Raw genomic sequence first — 16,918 nt, 5'->3', positions numbered from 1 at the left:
ATGAACGCTTCGACCATCGTCATCGTCGGTGCGGGTCAGGCGGGCGCGCTCGCCGCCGCCGAACTGCGCCAGCAAGGCTACGCGGGCCGCGTCGTACTGATCGGCGAAGAAACGCACGCGCCTTATGAGCGGCCACCGCTCTCGAAAGACATGCTGCTCCAGCCGCAAACCGCGCGCTGCGCGATTCATGGCGAGGGCTACTACGCAGAGCAAAACGTTGAGTTGAAGCTCGGCGTGGCCGCGACGGCGCTCGACACACAGGCGCGCATCGTGACGCTCGCGAGCGGAGAATCGATCGCCTTCGACGAGCTGCTGCTCGCCACGGGCGCACGCGTGCGCCGGTTGCCGATGCTCGATGCACTCGGCGAGAACGTCCACACGCTGCGCACACTTCAGGACGCGCAACGCCTTATTCCCGTGCTGCAAACGGGCAAACGCGTGCTGCTGGTGGGCGCAGGCGTGATCGGTCTCGAACTCGCTTCGAGCGCGATCGATCTCGGCGCGGAAGTCACCGTAATCGAACAGGCGCCGCGCGCGATGGCGCGTTGCGCGCCACCGCTGCTCACCGAGCCTCTGTGCGATGTGCATCGCGCGCGGGGCGTGACGCTGCATCTGGGCTCGCCACTCGCTTCGGCCATGCGCGAAGCCAACGAAATCGTGCTGACGCTCGAAAACGGCACGCGCATTACCGGCGACGCGGTGATCTACGGCATTGGCGTCGAGCCCGAAACCACCCTTGCGCGAGCAGCGGGCCTGCACGTGAACAACGGCATCGTGATCGACGCGCAGTGCCGCACTTCGCACCCGCACATCTACGCAGCCGGCGACGCCGCGAGCCAGTGGGATGCTGCAAGCGGCCGCCACCAGCGCCGCGAAACGTGGGAGAACGCAAACCGCCAGGCGCAAACGGCGGCGCGCGCGATGCTCGGCCTCGCGTCCGAAGGCCTTGAAGCGGATTGGTTCTGGACCGATCAATGCGGCCTCAACATCCAGTTCGCCGGCGACATGGCCGCGCCGGAATGGCTTGCGCGCGGCACGCTGGCAGCGCCACCCTGCGTACTATTCGGTCTCGATGGCGAGGGCGCGCTCGTGGGGGCAATCACGGTGAACCAGGGTCGCGACATGCGCAGCGCGAGGGCGTTGATCGGCAAACGCGCGCGCATTGCACGCGAAATGCTCGCCGATCCCGCGCAAAACCTGCGCAATCTGGCGCGGGAGTTTGCATAGACGCGTGCCCGAAAACACGACGTTTTTCCCGATACGAGAAAAGCGCTTGCAAGCGCGCACGAGTGTCTCTATAATTCGCGCCTCGACAGGCTCGTAGCTCAGTTGGTTAGAGCACCACCTTGACATGGTGGGGGTCGTTGGTTCGAATCCAATCGAGCCTACCAACGAACATAGAAGCAAACACGCAGTAAAGAAGCTGTACCTTGCAGCATCTTGTGAATGACGCATTCCCTCGCGGGTCTGCGTCATTTTCTTTTGGTGCGTCACTCCTGGTGCGTCATGTAGCGTGCTTAATCACACGCACTGCTATGTATAGCGCGCAATCCCGCACTTAGCTTCGCAGAAATCGTCAGTTCTTCTCGCAGCGCTTCGCTGCTTGAATGGGCGTTCCACGTCCAGCCGAGGAGACTTTCGATGTCCGACGTTCAAACGCAGCGCCCCGCCGTTTCCGTTCCGTCTACGCATCTGCATTCCGCCGCGCAGCAACACGCCGATACCACGCTCGACCTCCATCAGGTCGCGGGCCGCATTGGCGCGCGCATCGACGGTGTGCGTCTTCACGCCGATCTCGACAGCGCCACGTTCAACGCCATCAACGCCGCCCTGCTGCGTCACAAGGTGCTGTTCTTCCGCGGCCAGCAGCATCTCGACGACGCCTCGCAGGAAGCCTTCGCGCGGCGCTTCGGCGAAACAGTCGCGCACCCCACGGTGCCCTCGGTGGAAGGCGGCAGCCTGCTGGAACTCGATTCGCTTCACGGCGCGCGCGCCAACTCGTGGCACACCGACGTCACGTTCGTCGACGCCTACCCGAAAATTTCGATCCTGCGCGCCGTGGAGATTCCACCATTTGGCGGCGACACGGTGTGGGCCAACACGGCCGCCGCATACGCTCAGTTGCCCGAGCCGCTGCGCGCGCTCGCCGACACGCTCTGGGCGCTGCACACCAACGCCTACGATTACGCGTCCACGCACGCGAACGCCGACAGCACGCAACTCAAGCGTTACCGCGAAGTCTTCACGTCGAAGCTCTACGAAACCGAGCACCCCGTGGTGCGCGTGCATCCAGAAACGGGCGAACGCACGCTCGTGCTCGGCCACTTCGTGCAGCGGCTCAAAGGTCTATCATCGTTCGATTCGGCGCATTTGCTGCAGGTGTTCCACGAGCACGTCACGCGGCTCGAAAACACCGTGCGCTGGAACTGGCAGGCAGGCGACGTCGCGATCTGGGACAACCGCGCCACTCAGCACTACGCGATCAACGACTACGGCGACGCGCGCCGCATCGTGCGACGCGCGACCGTGCGCGGCGAAGTGCCAGTGAGCATCGACGGACGCACGAGCGTAGTCGTGCGCGAGGACGGGGCGACCCTGCAGTAAGCGCGGTCAGATCAGCGGCCCGGCGCGAAGGCATCACCGTCGATCGGCAACTCACGCTCCGCCAGCAGATCGGCGAGCAGTTGCGCACTGCCGAGTGCGAGCGTGAAACCGAGCGCGCCGTGCCCCGTGTTGAGCCACAGGTTGCGAAAGTGCGTGGCGCCGATCACGGGCTTGCTGTCCGGTGTGGCGGGACGCATGCCGGTCCACGTCTGAATGGCGTCGTAGTCGCCGGCGTTGGGGAACGTTTCGCGCGCCTGGCGCGTGAGCAGCGCGATGCGGGCGTCGTCGGCGTGCGGGTTCATGCCTGTGAGATCGACCATGCCCGCAATGCGCAGGCGCTCGCCGAGCGGCGCGTAGACGACCTTGTGATGCGCGTCCGTGACCGAGACGCGCGGCGCGCCCTGCGCGTTCGCGTTGGGGAGCGTGAGGCTGTAGCCCTTGAGCGGATAAACGGGCACGTGCACGCCGAGCGAGGCAAGCATCGGCTGACTCTGGAAACCCAGGCACACCACGAAAGCGTCGGCTTCGATGTCGCCCTGCGAGGTTTGCGCGGCGAGCACGCGCAGACCTTTCGTTCGCAGTCCAGAGAACTCGGTGGCGAGCTGCAGGTTCACGCCATCGCGCTGCGCCGCGCGTGCGAGGCAGCGCGTGAACTGATCGCAGTCGGCCGCCTCCTCGCCTGGCGTGTGTATGCCGCCCACGATCTCGCCGCCGATATGCGCGAGCGCCGGTTCAAGCGCCACGCATGCCGCGCCGTCGAGCGCGCGCTGCACGCACCCCAGTTTCGCCTGATATTCCGCCTGGTGGCGCGCGCCCTCAAAGCCTTCCTGATCGCGATACACCACGAGCTTGCCGTTGCGCACGTAATCGAATGAAAGCGCTTCGCGCTCGACCACTTCGTGCATGAGACGCTGGCTCAGAAAGCCGAGGCCGAGCAGTTCGGCCGTGGTCGCGCGGCTGCGCGCGCGCGTGCAGGCGCGCAGGAATGCGGCACACCAGCGCCATTGATGAGGATCGAGCCGGGGCACGAAACGCAGCGCGGCGTCGCGCGAGAACAGCCATTGGGGCAGCTTGGGGAGCACCGAAGGGTCGGCGAGCGGCGCGACGTAGCTGTAGCTGAGCTGGCCACCATTGGCGTGGCTCGTTTCGCGCGCTACGTCGGCATGGCGCTCGACGAGTGTGACCTCGTGTCCATCGCGGGCGAGCGCATACGCCGTGCTTACGCCAATCACCCCACCGCCCAAAACGCAAACTCGCATGATCCGTTGTTCTCTTCCGCTGACGGCCAACCTTGACGGCCTATGCCGCCAGTCTCGCCGGGAACGATGGGGAACTCAATTGCGATTTGCGCGCGGGGTATAACTTCAGGTTAAAGCGTAAAGCGGACGAAAGTTGTCCTTGCAACGGCAAGGACAACCCGTCTCGGCAGGCTCAGCCCAGCGCCGGACCACTCCCACGCGCTGCGCGCGCGTCCGCCGCGGCGGCATGCGCCGGTCGCGCACCCGCCTGCCCCGCGCCACCCAGATTGAACACCGCCACGGCCTGGCGCAGCAAATCGGCCTGCGATTCGAGCGACTGCGCAGCCGCCGCCGCTTCCTCCACGAGCGCCGCATTGCGCTGCGTGACTTCGTCGATCTGAGCAATCGCGCGGTTCACCTGCTCGATGCCGTCGCTCTGCTCGTGCGTCGCGGTCTCGATTTCGGTCATGATCCCGCTCACGCGCGCCACCGCGCTGCGTGCCTCGTCCATCGTGCGGCGCGCGTCCTCCACGAGGCGCGCGCCCGCGCCGACGGTCGCTGCCGAGGCCGCAATCAGTTCCTTGATCTCCTTGGCCGCCGTGCCCGAGCGCTGCGCGAGGCTGCGCACCTCGCTCGCCACGACCGCGAATCCACGCCCCTGTTCGCCTGCGCGCGCCGCCTCCACCGCCGCATTGAGCGCGAGGATGTTGGTCTGGAACGCGATGCCTTCGATGATGCCGGTGATCTCCTCCACCTTCTGCGACGAGGCCGTGATGTCGCTCATCGTCGCGTTCACGCGTGCCACCACGTCGGCACCGCGCGTGACGGTTTCGAGCGCGCTCTGGGCGAGCCCGCTCGCTTCCTTCGCACCGTCCGTGTTCTGGCGCACCGCGGCCGAAAGCTCCTCGATGCTCGCCGCCGTTTCTTCGAGTGCCGCCGCCTGCTGCGCCGTGCGGTCCGAGAGATCGACGTTGCCGGACGCGATCTGCTTCGCGCCCTGCGTGATTTCGTGCGTGCTGCCGCGCACGCGCGAGACAGTGCCCACGAGGCCATCGCGCATGGTCTGCAGCGCGCTCAGCAGTTGGCCCATTTCGTTCTTCGAGCGCACCCGCACGTCCACAGTGAGATCGCCCGCGGCGATACGCTCGAAGTGGCGAATCGCATGGTTCACCGGCTTGACCACGGCGGCGGCGAGCCCCACGCGCGCAATCACGCCAATCGCCACGCCGACCACACCGATCAGGCCAAACACGATGAGGGAAACACGAAAGCGCTGCGCAGCGGTGTCGGCATCCTGCTGCTGGCGCGCGGTCTGCCAGTCCTCGAGCGCCTCGATTGCCTTCGCGTAGGCGCCGTAATAGCGGTCGGCGGTTTCGCCCTGGATCGTGCGGAAGGTGTTGAAGTCGTTGTCGACGAGCGACTTGTACTCGGGCTCGAGCGCCTGCGAAACGAGCGCCTCGCGCGCGCTGCTCACGGCCTGGGCGAGGCGCGCCTCTTCGGGGTCGTCGAACGGGCCGGCGCTATAGAGCGCGAACTCCTTATTCGAGTTCACGAGCACCTGGTGCGCCTTGTCGAGCAAGCCGTCCGTGGCCTTGCCGACGCTGAAGAGCGTCTCGTAGCCGCCGAGCGCGAGGCGCACCTGGAGCAGGCGCTCAGAACTGGTCTTGAGGGCGTCGAGCGCCTGCGCGCCGCGCTGGGCGTCGTGCAGGCTGTCGTTGGTGATCTTGAGCGCGCCATACGACACGCCGATCACCGTCAGCAGAAACGCGACGAAGATACCGATAACGAGCGTAAGCCCACGGCGAATGGTGATGTTTCCCAGCATGAGGTCTCCGTTGCGTTTTATCTTCCAGCCGATGCGAATCTGCGCGGCCCGACGCGCCTTTGCACCTCGTCTCGCCTAACGGCAGACAACGCACGGTGCTGGATAGGGGAAATCCATGATGCCCGCAGGGCTACGCGGGGTTTGGCGAGGCGTCGTCCCAATGGGTGGGAAAACCTTGTCTGGAAAGGGTTTACGGCGATCTTTTGCGGCTCGGCATGGGCCACGGGAACCCGGCCAGCGGGCTCTGTCAGACCAAGTCGCGATTCGTGCTATCGTTTTGCCTTCACCGATTGTTTTTCCTGGCCGCTTTTACGCGCGGCTTCGCTCCTATGATCGGAAACAATTAAGTCTGTCGCAGGACAATTAAGTCTGTCGGACGAGGAAGCCATAGCATAGGCGCATTCTATCTGTTAGGAGTAGACCATAGCGGCGGCAGTGATGCACCTCTACATGGAAGAGGTGTTCTTTTGGCTCTGTGGACACTCCGCGCTGATTCTGGCCGACAGTTTGTCATGCCTCTTTTTATGAACTGGGCAAGCCGGCAAAGCCGGCGCGTCAGACATTCGCGTGTGTGCAACTCTGGCACTGCCCGAAGTGCAGCTGTCCAGTTCAGTTGTTCACCAAGATATTCGTCTGGCTCGTCGCACAAGTGTGCGCGGAGAGCCTCACCGGTCTGCTAGACCGGCCGGAACGTTTTAATTTCCTTCCGCACGGCCTTTGGCAAATGCGGCCACGCGCGCAACAGTTCTGCGAGTTCATCGCCTTCACGCGCAGACCGCTCCGAAAGTGGCCATTCGCATCAACGCGGCTGACTATCCCGTGTCCCAACCGCTAGGTGTGTCCGGACCTTGGGCTTACATAGGTTTATCGAATGTTGGGCAAGCACCGCAAGGGAGCGTTGTGCATTCTCGTGCGTACTCCGGAACCGCCCACTGCGCGCCCCGCCACACCAGCGTGGTGTGTGGGCCGCTGAGTTCTGCTGCACACGGGGAAAAGGCGCAGTTTCGTCAGAGCCGAGAGATCAGGCACAGTGCGGATGTAATCCGACGTCGACAAATATGATTTTCGTTGGTTAAAGCCGAGGAGGAAGTCAGCTGCCGTTGCTGGAGACGCTGACCAGCTCGGAAGGGTCGACCTGCAACCCGGCAGCGAGCCTTTGCAAGTTGTCGAGCGTCACATTGTTACTCGCGCGTTCGATTTGGCTCACGTACGTTCGATGAAAGCCGCATCGAACGCTGAGCGACTCTTGCGAGATACCTCTTTCCAAACGCAGTCTGCGGACGTGCTCGGCCAGCCGGCGCCGGAGATACGGGTCAATGTCTTTGATTTCAGTCTCGGTCATGCCCGCGAGATTCGCGCAACACCTCCTTTTCGTCTACCTCACAAACATCTACTTTTTATACGTCTACCGTCTAAACATCTACCGCGTAAACATATACAATCCAAATCCCTTAAATATTTGCCCGCCTGTGCGGTCCCTAGCGCGAATGCGCAGCAGCACGTAGGCGTTCGTTCGCCCTGACTAACTAGCAGAGGTCTTATCAATGGTTGCCAATTCGGAATCGCGTAGTGGACAGGCTATTGAACAGCCTGCGAACACACGACCGCGACTGGCGGCGACAGCCGCGGCACAAAGCCGGCTGTTCGAGCGATATCCACTGTTTTTCCGTGCAGTGAAGGCTAGCGAAGCATACCCGTCGAACATTGGAAATTTCGGCATCCAGTGCGGTGCGGGCTGGTACCGACTCATTGAGCAAGCGGCCAGGCAAATTGAGCGCGAATTCCGCAAAGCCTGGGGCGCCCGGCTCGAAAATATGACCTGCCTTGAACACGCACTGCTGTTGGAGCAAGAGGGTTGCTATCCGACGCTACCAATTTGCACCGACATCCGGCAAGTCGATGGAGTATTGGAGATTGTTCTCGCCAACGGATTCTTATATGAACCTGCTACGTGGTCACGGCTGATCGACATCGCACAAAATATTAAAAAGAAGTCCTGTTTAGTTTGCGAGTGCTGCGGGAAACGCGGGAAGATGCGTAAGGCCAATTGGCAGCGTGTCTATTGCGACGGATGCGTAACTCCGATTGGAGACTTCGACGAACCAGACCTTGACGATGGAGATGTAACGTCCGTTCGGCACGTGCGAGGCACGAAGGCAATCCACGCCGTTAGTGAATTGCATACAGCGAGTGTTCTGAGACCCACGGACAAAGATGCATCGTACCGAGGCCCCAGACTACCTTCCAAAGGACGACGGGAGACGAGTTGTTTCCGACGCGACCGAAGATCTGCCTCCAGGACCGACTGGAGGTGGCAAAGAATGAGTGAAGATCCCCTCAGAATAGAGTTGCTGGACGGCGAGTACACCAGTCACGCGGTACAGCTCGCGCGCCTGTGCCTCATAGAGGGCAACGTTCTGAACGAGCGCGAGCCTTCGAGCGTGCTAGAGGAAACGCGGTGGGTGCTTGAACTGCAGGCAAAAAGGTATAGGGCCATCCGACCAACTGGATCTTGTTTTACGGTACTTGTTAGCCGCAGCGTCGCGAGTGAGCTGACTCCATTGGTACGTCTCGATGTATTCGCGCGCCAAGGGCTCGCCAGCGCCGGAGTAGTGAGTCAGTCACCGCGCTGGGATACCGCGCCCGTGATGTATTCGCCCGAAGACGGCGCACTAGAAATTGCCTGCAAAATCCTAGGCGTTGCGGTTCCACTATGACAGTTCCGCCGAACGCCCCGGCATCAGCGTGCGCTTGCTGCGAAACGTTGAGAATGCAACCTGCCCGCCATGTTTCGCGAAGCCTATTGATTGCGCCAACAACGGAGAAAACATTTGAGTCCCGAACTGGAAGCCAAGCTGCGCGCCGACTACCCGCAGATCTTTACTGCCGAGCCGATCGGCGATCCCGACGATCCCGACTTCCCTGCTGCGCCAACGCTCATTGCTACCTGGGGCTTCGAATGCGGAGATGGGTGGTATGACCTGCTCGATGTCCTGTGCTTGAATCTACAGTACGCGAAAAAAATCGGCGCGCCACAGGTCGTCGCCCGGCAGGTAAAAGAAAAATTCGGCGGACTCCGCTTTTACGCGGACGGACCAAATGATTATCAGTCGGGCATGATCCAAGTAGCCATGTTGATGAGCACTCGCCTCTGCGAAGTGTGCGGCAATCGCGGCAGGTTGGTTGGAGACGACTGGATGAAGACGCGCTGTCCCGAGCACGAAAAACCCGACAACGAATGAGTGGCTACACGCGGCGCGAGCGTTGCTGGCACTACGGCAGGAGCCGTCCCGCCGAGTTAGAGTTCATCACGGTGGGGGTCTCCAACTGAGCGGAGACGGCTCATCTCGCGCGTGCGCGCGCTATTGAACTGGCGACCGCCTCTGGGAGCCGGCAACCTATTTGTCTCCGCAGACCAAATCTATGCCTTCAGCGTCATCAACGCCGAATTCGGCGCTCATCCCGCACGCCGCAGATCTTTGCGCGCTCGGCGGGCTGGTTCGCGAATTCAGGCTGCGATGCGAGCTTAGCCTTCTCGACGCCGCTGACAATCTTTATGTTGATGCCGCTGACTTGAGTCGCATCGAGGATGGACTGTCCGTCGGTACCGACATTCTGTTTCTGGTGCTCGCTGGGTTCGGACTGGAGATGCTCATTATGAAACGGGACGACGCCAGCGTCGCCCTCGAGGCAATTGGCCATAGCGTCGACTGGTACAAGGTGATGGAGCATCGTTCGCCGAGGCGAGATCCACCTGTACCGGCGCGCCTGGTCATGGACAACATGACGCCAACCCTATTTGTCGACTTCGATGGAACACTCCACGCGGGCAACGCGTACATCGGAGAGGACGATGAGATAACACTCGACACGGGGCGCCCGCTACTCGAATTTGCGCCACTGCTTGTCGAACTGCTCGCGCCATATCCCGATGTTGAGATTGTGCTCACAACGTCATGGGGCCGTCGCTTGTCAGTGGAGCGCGTCATTGCCTACCTGCCGCCCGAACTGCGGCCGCGCGTCGTCGGCACGACCAGCAGCATTAAGCCACGTCGCAGCTATGTGCTCGATGGCACTGAGCGCACCCATGTCATCGCCAGTTATGTCTACGGCAAACGGCTAAAGCACTGGCTCGCCATCGACGACGCGGTGTTCGGCGCGGAGCGATTCGGACAGGAACCTGGAGAGCTGGTCGGCCACTTCCTCCTTCTCGACCCGACGCGCGGTATCAGCGATGAGAATGCGCAGCAGCGCATTCGTCAGTGGCTGGCCGACGTGCATCACAAGCACATCGCTCGAATGGAACCTCGCAGTGGCGATTGAAGACGCAGCGAGATATCTCGCGGGAACCGGGGCAACAAGGCAAAGCCGTCGGACATGAACCGATTCCACCCACCTGCCCAGAGCCGAGCCACGACGCCGCCTCCAATGCATACGGGAGGGCGGCTGCTGTATCTCGACTTCGACGGCGTGCTCCATCCGGAAAACGTCTGGCGGCGCCCCAGATCCGGGCCATACGTCGCTACGCCGCCCGGACACACACTCTTCGAGCATGCGTCGCTGCTCGTGGCGCTGTTGGCTCCCTACCCTGATGTGCGGATCGTCCTGTCGACAAGTTGGGTGCGCGTTCTAGGGAGCGTGCGCAAGGCCGCGCGTCGGTTGCCGCCGGCCCTGCGCGCGAGGGTGGTTGGCGCCACCTTCCATGGCGAGATGGACGCGCACCTGTTTGCAGCCATGCCACGTGGCGTGCAAGTCTGGGCGGACGTCCAGCGCCGTCGGCCCCACGAGTGGCTATCGCTGGACGACGACGGTGAGGGTTGGCCGGCCATGGCGCGTGAGCACCTCGTACTGACCGACCCCGTCATGGGTATCAGCGAGCCGAGCGCATACAGCGCAATTCAGGCGAAACTCGCCGCACTGGGAACTGCCGCCAGCGCCGGCAAGAGGCTGGCCTGACCGACGCTTTACACAACTACAACGGGGGGCAGTCGCGTGTGAGTGGCCATCGCCCACTCACACGCAGAGGCAAGCTGCACCGTGCTTCGGATCTATCGAAAACACGGTGGTTCTTTAGGGCTTTATGCGCTTCAGGCATTCGAGAGGATCTGCCCGATGAACGGAAACTCCCGGCATGACACGGCGTCGATATTCTTGCGCACTTGCTCGTGGAAGCTCTTGTCGTGAGTCGTTATGTCGAGGTAGTAGTTCTTGCCTTCGTGCTTCGCGAACAGAATCCATTCGCCCGTCATCACTTGAGCTTCCCTCAAGCGCCCGAGGTTGCCACGCACTACGTCGGCCGCCAGCGCCTGCAGATCCTCTGGGGTCATGTAGCGGGTCTCGCCCGCAGCCTCTGCTTCCGCGATCTTCTGATCGAAGTACGGCATCCCGTGCCTGTGAAGGCCTCTCGCGACGTTCTTTGCGAGCGACGCAAGGCCCTGCTCAAGGTAGTGCTTGTGCCACAGCCCTTTGAGAGGAGGATGACAGTTTTGGATCGGCGGCTTAAGGGTACTGGCTTCGCCGTTCTCCAGCAGCCTGATTTCATGAACGACTTTGTGCGGATCTACCGTTTCCGACTTCCAGCCTCCGAACAGACTCAATAGCAGCAGGAAGCTGTACCGACCGGGCACCACTTGCTCTAGCCCCGTGAATTGACGGAACCACTCTATTTCGGCGCCGATATCGTTGCCGTCCTGATCGGTGCTAGCCGTCCATTTAGGTTGAAATGTGTTCATCGAGCTCGCGCACGTTTGGGTCGGAGAATGGCGTTGGCCTAAGGAAGATACCATGCAATTTCCGCATGTTTGAGCACGTTAAATCGCAGGATCGGGAGGGGTATCCAAACATTCAGTGGGCCAAAATTATGCAAGCCCCGGGCTTCACCCGTGCGAGATCGTCGTCGCTCACGTGGAGCTTAACCACGGTCAATCCCATGTTCAATCTCACAACGAGAGCATGATCAAATCTGGGAGAATTACAAAACAGTTTCCCTGTATCGTGCCCGACTTGTTTGAGTGCGAATCCGAGCTCGCAGCTCATAAATCTGCTGACATTCTTCCCTTTGCCGTCCTGCGCGCTCTTGTCTTCGTCAGTTGGGATCAACTCTGGACCACATTCTGCCAGGGCTCCCAACGCCGCACCGACCATGTTACTGACTAGCGTCGACCTCTCTTGCTCTGTAAGCATGGGTGGGAGAGTGGTAACGGAAGGAGGCGTCGTGTCACTGGGCGCAGGAGGCACCGACACACTTTGGGCTGCCGGCGCAGTTGCGGCCGGTGCGGTGACAGGAGCCGGCGCCGTCACGCTTGGAGCAGGGTGGGGCGCGTATAGCTCTTCAATGGTCGTCCGCTGATGATCCGGGCCATAGACTGCAACCGCATAGCCACGCTTTTCCATACACTGCGCGAAAAGCCGGGCGTCGAAATGTGAATACGCGTCACAGTCCTGCTTGTCTTTCAAGATCGTCAAGGTTGTCGATCCCGCCGGGACGGCCGTTATATCGACGCTAATTGGCCCGGTGTGTTCCTTCGGAACGGCGGCGGTCCGCGGCGGAACCGAGGACGCGCACCCGGCAAAGGTCAGGATCCCGGCAGCGTAAAGCCCAAAGAGTATCGCCACGCCTGGACGGTTATGTTTGGGCTTGTCGATCATTCGAAACCTCCTCGCCGGGATCGCTGCTGAACTAGCTTGGGTGACCATGAGACCGGTCCTGGAGTCCAGATTGCTGTGGCGTCGACGGATCCGCGTAAGTTACTTCGGTGTCACCGCAACGTATGTGCGTTATGCGACGAAGGGCAGAAGTTGTGCCGCTCGCGCGAGGCATAGTCGAAGTTTTGAAAGCGTTTTGGAGGATATCGCAAGCCAAGCCGCGTAAGACGCCACTGCGCCGACGGGCGAGTCACTGTCGGAGTCTTCGGATCCGTCGTCAGAAATGGATATGGAATTGCCTCGCCTCGCCATAGTCGCAGGGCGTACGGGGAAGCCGGCGTAATACTGGCATGAATGAAAACGATCGTTGTGCCTTCGAAGTAGCCGTTAGACAGAGGGACGAATGACGAAAGCGGATCGACTACGTCAATTGCAATAGAGCGGACCGCCCGAAGCGTAAGCGTGCTAACTGCGCAACGAGAATTCGTTACTAACATTGCTTTAGAAACAGAGACCTCATGAAAACTGGAGCTGACCTTTCCCCTCTGAAGTATCCCACTGTAAAGTTAGTGGCAAGGCCGCAGGAGAAACCTTGTCATGAAGAAGTCGCGGTTCAGCGAAGAGCAGATTATCGGGGTGCTGAAGGAAGCCGATGCGGGTATGAAGGTCGCAGACCTGTGCCGCAAGCACGGCATATCGGATGCGACGTTCTATAACTGGCGTAGCCGCTACGGCGGCATGGATGTGTCGGAAGCGCGACGATTGCGACAGCTGGAAGAGGAAAATCAGCGTCTCAAGCGGCTGGTAGCGGACCAGGCACTGGACATCCAGGTTCTGAAGGACGTTCTCGGAAAAAAGTGAGTTCGCCCGCGCAGCGCCGGGAAGTCGTGCAGCAGGTGATTGAACAGCACGATTATTCGGAGCGCCGGGCGTGCGCACTCGTTGGCCTGAATCGCCGGACGTTCCGGCGGCCAGTGTCACCTGACGCCGACCACGCAGTCCGGCAACGGATGCGTGAACTGGCGCAGGAGCGGCCACGGTTTGGCTCGCCCCGCCTGCATGTCCTGCTACGCCGGGAGGGGCTGGTCCAGAACCACAAGCGCACCGAGCGGTTGTACCGCGCAGAAGGCCTGTCGCTTCGCCTGAAACGGCGCAAGAAGCGCCCAAGTCATCTGCGCGTGGTAATGCCAACGCCGAGCGGCGTAGACGAAAGCTGGGCGATGGACTTTGTTGCTGATGCGCTGGTGCATGGTCGACGCATTCGCATGTTGACCATCATTGATGCGTGGAACCGCGAGTGCCCGCACATCGAGGTCGACTTCTCGTTGACGGGTGTTCGCGTCGCGCGCGTGCTCGAGCAACTGCGTCAGCGGGGACGATGCCCGAACCTGATTCAGGTTGATAACGGACCGGAATTCGTCAGCAAGGCGCTCGACGCATGGGCCCACGAACATGGCGTCAAGCTGCAGTTCATCCGCCCGGGTAAGCCGGTGGAAAACGCGCACATCGAGAGCTTCAACGGCCGGCTGCGCGAAGAGTGTTTGAACCAGCATGCGTTCGTCAGTCTCGACGATGCACGCAAGCGAATCGAAGCGTGGCGCACGGACTACAACTCGGTGCGCCCGCATAGTGCCTTGGGGCAACTGGCGCCGGACCAATTCCGGCAACTGCATCAACCGAAAACCGGCGAGACCACTAACTTACGAATGGTGTACTCGGCGGGGTAAGGTCAGAGCGGCCCCACGTATCTGAGGACACGAGGACTCTCTTAAAATAAGGGATAGTCTTGTGCCTAACAGTAAGCCTAGTCATTACGTGGAACCCATCGAAATTCTGACCGAGCCGGAGCGCCGTCGTCGGCGCACCCCGCAGGAAAAAATCGCCATCGTGCAGGAAACACTGGAGCCGGGAGCGTCCGTGTCGGGTGTGGCGCGCCGGCACGGCGTCAACGCCAACCAGGTGTTCGGCTGGCGCAAGCAATACCAGGAAGGCAGTCTGGCGGCGGTGAAGGCAGGTGAATCTGTTGTGCCCGCATCCGAGCTGGCCGCCGCCATCAAGGAAATCAAGGAACTGCAACGACTACTCGGGAAAAAGACAATGGAAGTCGAAATCCTGAAAGAAGCCGTGGAATGGGGCCGCTCAAAAAACCTGATTGCGCGCTCGCCCTTGCTGCCGGGGGACGACCATTGAAGACGGTCTGCGAAGTTCTCGGCGTGGCGCTCTCTGGTGTAGCAGCGAAACAGGCTCGCTCGTCCAATTGGCAAGATGGTCGTAGCGCCAAGCCGACCGACGACACGGAATTGGTCGAGGAAATCCAGGCCCACGTAGCGCACCTCCCAACTTACGGCTACCGACGCATCTGGGCACTGCTGCGCCGTAGTCGAGAACAGACCAGCGCGCCGTGCATCAATCACAAGCGCGTGTATCGGGTTATGCGTGAGCACCAGTTGCTGCTGCGTCGCCCCGGCGTGCGGCGAGACAGTCGGCGACACGACGGTCGCGTTGCCGTTGACCGTAGCAACACCCGCTGGTGCTCCGACGGCTTTGAGTTCCGGTGCGACGATGGCACGCCGCTGCGCGTCACGTTCGCGCTGGACTGCTGCGACCGGGAAGCGATTAGCTGGGCGGCGACTACCGGCGGCCATAGCGGTGACGTGGTGCGCGACGTGATGTTGGCCGCCGTCGAACAGCGCTTCGGTATGACGCAGGCGACACAGCCCATCGAATGGCTGTCGGACAACGGCTCGGCCTACATCGACCACCGCACGCGCAGCTTCGCTCGTGAACTGGGACTTGAGCCGCTGACCACGCCGGTCCGTTCGCCGCAAAGTAATGGCATGGCCGAATCGTTCGTGAAGACGATGAAACATAATTATGTCGCCTACATGGACAAGCCCGACGCACGAACGGCGCTCTCGCGTCTGGCTATCGCGTTTGAACACTACAATGAGCGCCACCCGCATAAAGCCCTGAAATACCGCTCGCCTCGCGAGTTCAGGCGCGCTGCGGTGCCATCAACCTAACGGTGTCCGCGTGTCCTGTGTTACAGGGGCAACTCCAAAAACTCCCATCAGGTCGGCCCAACTGCCGTCAGCCATCCTCTCCAAGGCAGTGGTGCGTGCAGCGGACGCAATGGAGATCAGCCAGTCTGCGCCCCGATGTGCTCGGCATCAGCACTGCATCCGCCTCCCGGCTTGTCGCGGACACGTACCGGCTCAGCGAATCGCGGGGCAAGGAGTGGGAACTGGCGCTCCTCTTCGTCCGGCTCTTCCGCTCGCTCGACGCAATCGTCGGCCCGGGCGAGAAGGCGCGCGCCTGGCTTAAGAACGACAATGTGGTTCTGAACGCGCGCCCGATGGATCTCATGCGCTCTGCGCAAGGACTGGTCAATGTCGTCGGCTACCTGGACGCCTACCGCATTCGCATTTAACGCTCAAAGAATGCGGTGGGGCTCGATGGTCCGCGGACGCCTATATCTGAATTCGGGCGTCGTACGACATGACAGCCGACAGAACTTCGTCAACCACGCGTTCGCTGTCGGAAAGATTCAAAGCGACGCAAATCGAGTCGCGGTTCTGGCCCAGTCCGACTGGAAACACCGGCATTTGCATTGGTGCTATATCCAAGGGAGGGTCCAGTTGCGGACTCGGAAGCATCACCTGGTAGGTCTCGTTCGCAATCGACAGGATAAGAAACGCATATGGCAAGCCGATATTGGGCTGGCTTCTACGCAACAATGCGGCCGTAATCATCTGCCCGTTCATTGATCCTGGCATCAAAGTTCGCAGCACGGGCATCCGAACCATTCGTTCATTCGAGTGCTGTGGGTCACGAATCCACTTGATTGTTTCCTCGAAGTTCGACACTTCAGCTTCCGGCAGCAGCGTTAGCCCGATCTTGACGAGCGCTTTGCGAACGCCCAGCGGAACGAACGGCCCCCTCTTCAGATTGAACCGAATGAGCTTCTGCGCTTCATCGACTTCAAACACAGAATCAACGCGATTGTGACTGACCTTCAGTTCGGTTCCATCGCCACACTCGATGCGCCATCCGTCGCGCTCATTCTTTAGCGTGGGGACGCCGTTTTTACCGTATATGCGCAAAAGTGTGCGCATCGGTAGCGTCCAATTACCTAAGTCGTTCTCAATCGTGCTGCCGAAGTGCTTGTTGCATTCATCGCACTCGTAACGGGACAGCATCCCTTTGTTGCCCAGTGCTTCGGGGATGGCGTGAGCCTTCAACCTAAAAGTAACCTCGGGTGCCGACCTCTGGCAGAATCGACAGACCTGTGGGCCGCCATTTTCGAGTACCACTCTGACACCTGGCGTCAGGTTCCACATGTTCAGCAAAGTGTAATGCTGAAGATAGTAGGCCTTTGCGTACTCGATTGGATCCATGTGTACGTCATTGCTCGGAGGTTGTCTTTGAATTATCGTGCCAAGAGGAGTTGTGGGCAATTCGCCTGCCCAACGACTGCATCTCGCGCACGACGGACAGCCTACAGCCATTGCGGGGTCCGCAAGTGCTCAGAGCCGGCAAGGGCCGACTGCGTCAGGCTGTGGTCGGCCTAGCTGCCGACACTCTGCGTAGCACGCGGTTGGACGCT

The 16,918-nt window shown here is 61.1% G+C and carries 15 protein-coding genes and 1 tRNA gene; 10 read left to right on the top strand and 6 right to left on the bottom strand.

What is annotated here, in order from left to right; genetic code table 11:
• From hcaD to JMY28_RS11370, 3 genes are all read left to right on the top strand, one after another.
• The gene (hcaD, locus tag JMY28_RS11380; protein WP_201696033.1) at positions 1-1,227 is read left to right on the top strand and encodes a 3-phenylpropionate/cinnamic acid dioxygenase ferredoxin--NAD(+) reductase subunit; all 1,227 of its coding nucleotides are present in this window, start codon (positions 1-3) and stop codon (positions 1,225-1,227) included.
• 87 nt (positions 1,228-1,314) lie between these two features.
• Positions 1,315-1,391, top strand: a tRNA-Val gene (locus JMY28_RS11375).
• 250 nt (positions 1,392-1,641) lie between these two features.
• Positions 1,642-2,604 carry a TauD/TfdA dioxygenase family protein gene (locus tag JMY28_RS11370; RefSeq protein ID WP_201696032.1) on the top strand — a complete coding sequence of 321 codons (963 nt, stop codon included), beginning with the start codon at positions 1,642-1,644 and terminating at the stop codon, positions 2,602-2,604.
• A gap of 11 nt (positions 2,605-2,615) precedes the next feature.
• On the opposite strand, the gene JMY28_RS11365 is transcribed toward JMY28_RS11370, so the two are convergent.
• From JMY28_RS11365 to JMY28_RS11355, 3 genes are all read right to left on the bottom strand, one after another.
• Positions 2,616-3,863, bottom strand: coding sequence for a D-amino acid dehydrogenase (locus JMY28_RS11365; protein WP_201696031.1), 1,248 nt, complete (start codon positions 3,861-3,863; stop codon positions 2,616-2,618).
• 172 nt (positions 3,864-4,035) lie between these two features.
• Positions 4,036-5,667, bottom strand: a complete 1,632-nt coding sequence (locus JMY28_RS11360; protein ID WP_201696030.1) for a methyl-accepting chemotaxis protein — start codon at positions 5,665-5,667, stop codon at positions 4,036-4,038.
• A 1,090-nt stretch (positions 5,668-6,757) separates the two neighbouring features.
• The gene (locus JMY28_RS11355) at positions 6,758-7,009 is read right to left on the bottom strand and encodes a helix-turn-helix domain-containing protein (RefSeq protein ID WP_201696029.1); all 252 of its coding nucleotides are present in this window, start codon (positions 7,007-7,009) and stop codon (positions 6,758-6,760) included.
• 979 nt (positions 7,010-7,988) lie between these two features.
• Here JMY28_RS11355 and JMY28_RS11350 point away from each other — a divergent pair.
• From JMY28_RS11350 to JMY28_RS11335, 4 genes are all read left to right on the top strand, one after another.
• Entirely contained in the window at positions 7,989-8,384 is a 396-nt protein-coding gene (locus JMY28_RS11350; RefSeq protein WP_201696028.1) for a hypothetical protein, read from the top strand.
• 114 nt (positions 8,385-8,498) lie between these two features.
• On the top strand, positions 8,499-8,909 hold the full coding sequence (locus JMY28_RS11345) for a hypothetical protein (protein ID WP_201696027.1): 411 nt from the start codon (positions 8,499-8,501) through the stop codon (positions 8,907-8,909).
• Positions 8,910-9,090: 181 nt separating this feature from the next.
• Positions 9,091-9,990, top strand: a complete 900-nt coding sequence (locus JMY28_RS11340) for an HAD domain-containing protein (protein WP_236596806.1) — start codon at positions 9,091-9,093, stop codon at positions 9,988-9,990.
• Between the two features lie 105 nt (positions 9,991-10,095).
• Entirely contained in the window at positions 10,096-10,623 is a 528-nt protein-coding gene (locus JMY28_RS11335; protein WP_236596805.1) for an HAD domain-containing protein, read from the top strand.
• Positions 10,624-10,754: 131 nt separating this feature from the next.
• Here the strand turns inward: JMY28_RS11335 and JMY28_RS11330 are convergent, their stop codons facing one another.
• Both JMY28_RS11330 and JMY28_RS11325 read right to left on the bottom strand, forming a co-directional pair.
• On the bottom strand, positions 10,755-11,399 hold the full coding sequence (locus JMY28_RS11330; RefSeq protein ID WP_201696025.1) for a hypothetical protein: 645 nt from the start codon (positions 11,397-11,399) through the stop codon (positions 10,755-10,757).
• Between the two features lie 112 nt (positions 11,400-11,511).
• Positions 11,512-12,315, bottom strand: coding sequence for a hypothetical protein (locus tag JMY28_RS11325; protein ID WP_201696024.1), 804 nt, complete (start codon positions 12,313-12,315; stop codon positions 11,512-11,514).
• Between the two features lie 594 nt (positions 12,316-12,909).
• Here JMY28_RS11325 and JMY28_RS11320 point away from each other — a divergent pair.
• The 3 genes from JMY28_RS11320 (at position 12,910) to JMY28_RS11310 (ending at position 15,742) form a co-directional block, all read left to right on the top strand.
• Positions 12,910-14,039, top strand: a protein-coding gene (locus tag JMY28_RS11320; protein WP_407945495.1) for an IS3 family transposase whose coding sequence is annotated in 2 segments (ribosomal slippage) — positions 12,910-13,162 and positions 13,162-14,039 — 1,131 coding nt in all. Because the reading frame shifts where the segments join, the coding sequence is not laid out codon by codon here.
• A gap of 97 nt (positions 14,040-14,136) precedes the next feature.
• A protein-coding gene (locus JMY28_RS11315; protein ID WP_201696351.1) for an IS3 family transposase occupies positions 14,137-15,335 on the top strand; the annotation gives its coding sequence in 2 pieces (ribosomal slippage) (positions 14,137-14,452 and positions 14,452-15,335; 1,200 coding nt in all).
• Between the two features lie 95 nt (positions 15,336-15,430).
• Complete coding sequence (locus JMY28_RS11310; RefSeq protein WP_407945494.1) at positions 15,431-15,742, top strand: MbcA/ParS/Xre antitoxin family protein; 312 nt, start codon at positions 15,431-15,433, stop codon at positions 15,740-15,742.
• 40 nt (positions 15,743-15,782) lie between these two features.
• On the opposite strand, the gene JMY28_RS11305 is transcribed toward JMY28_RS11310, so the two are convergent.
• A complete protein-coding gene (locus JMY28_RS11305; RefSeq protein WP_201696022.1) occupies positions 15,783-16,709 on the bottom strand; it encodes an HNH endonuclease in 927 nt (308 codons plus the stop codon).
• Positions 16,710-16,918 lie beyond the last annotated feature (209 nt).

Origin of the sequence: Paraburkholderia hiiakae (assembly GCF_904848665.1) — a bacterium.
In the GTDB taxonomy this organism is placed as follows: domain Bacteria; phylum Pseudomonadota; class Gammaproteobacteria; order Burkholderiales; family Burkholderiaceae; genus Paraburkholderia; species Paraburkholderia hiiakae.
This window is presented reverse-complemented; position numbering and strand designations above follow the sequence as displayed.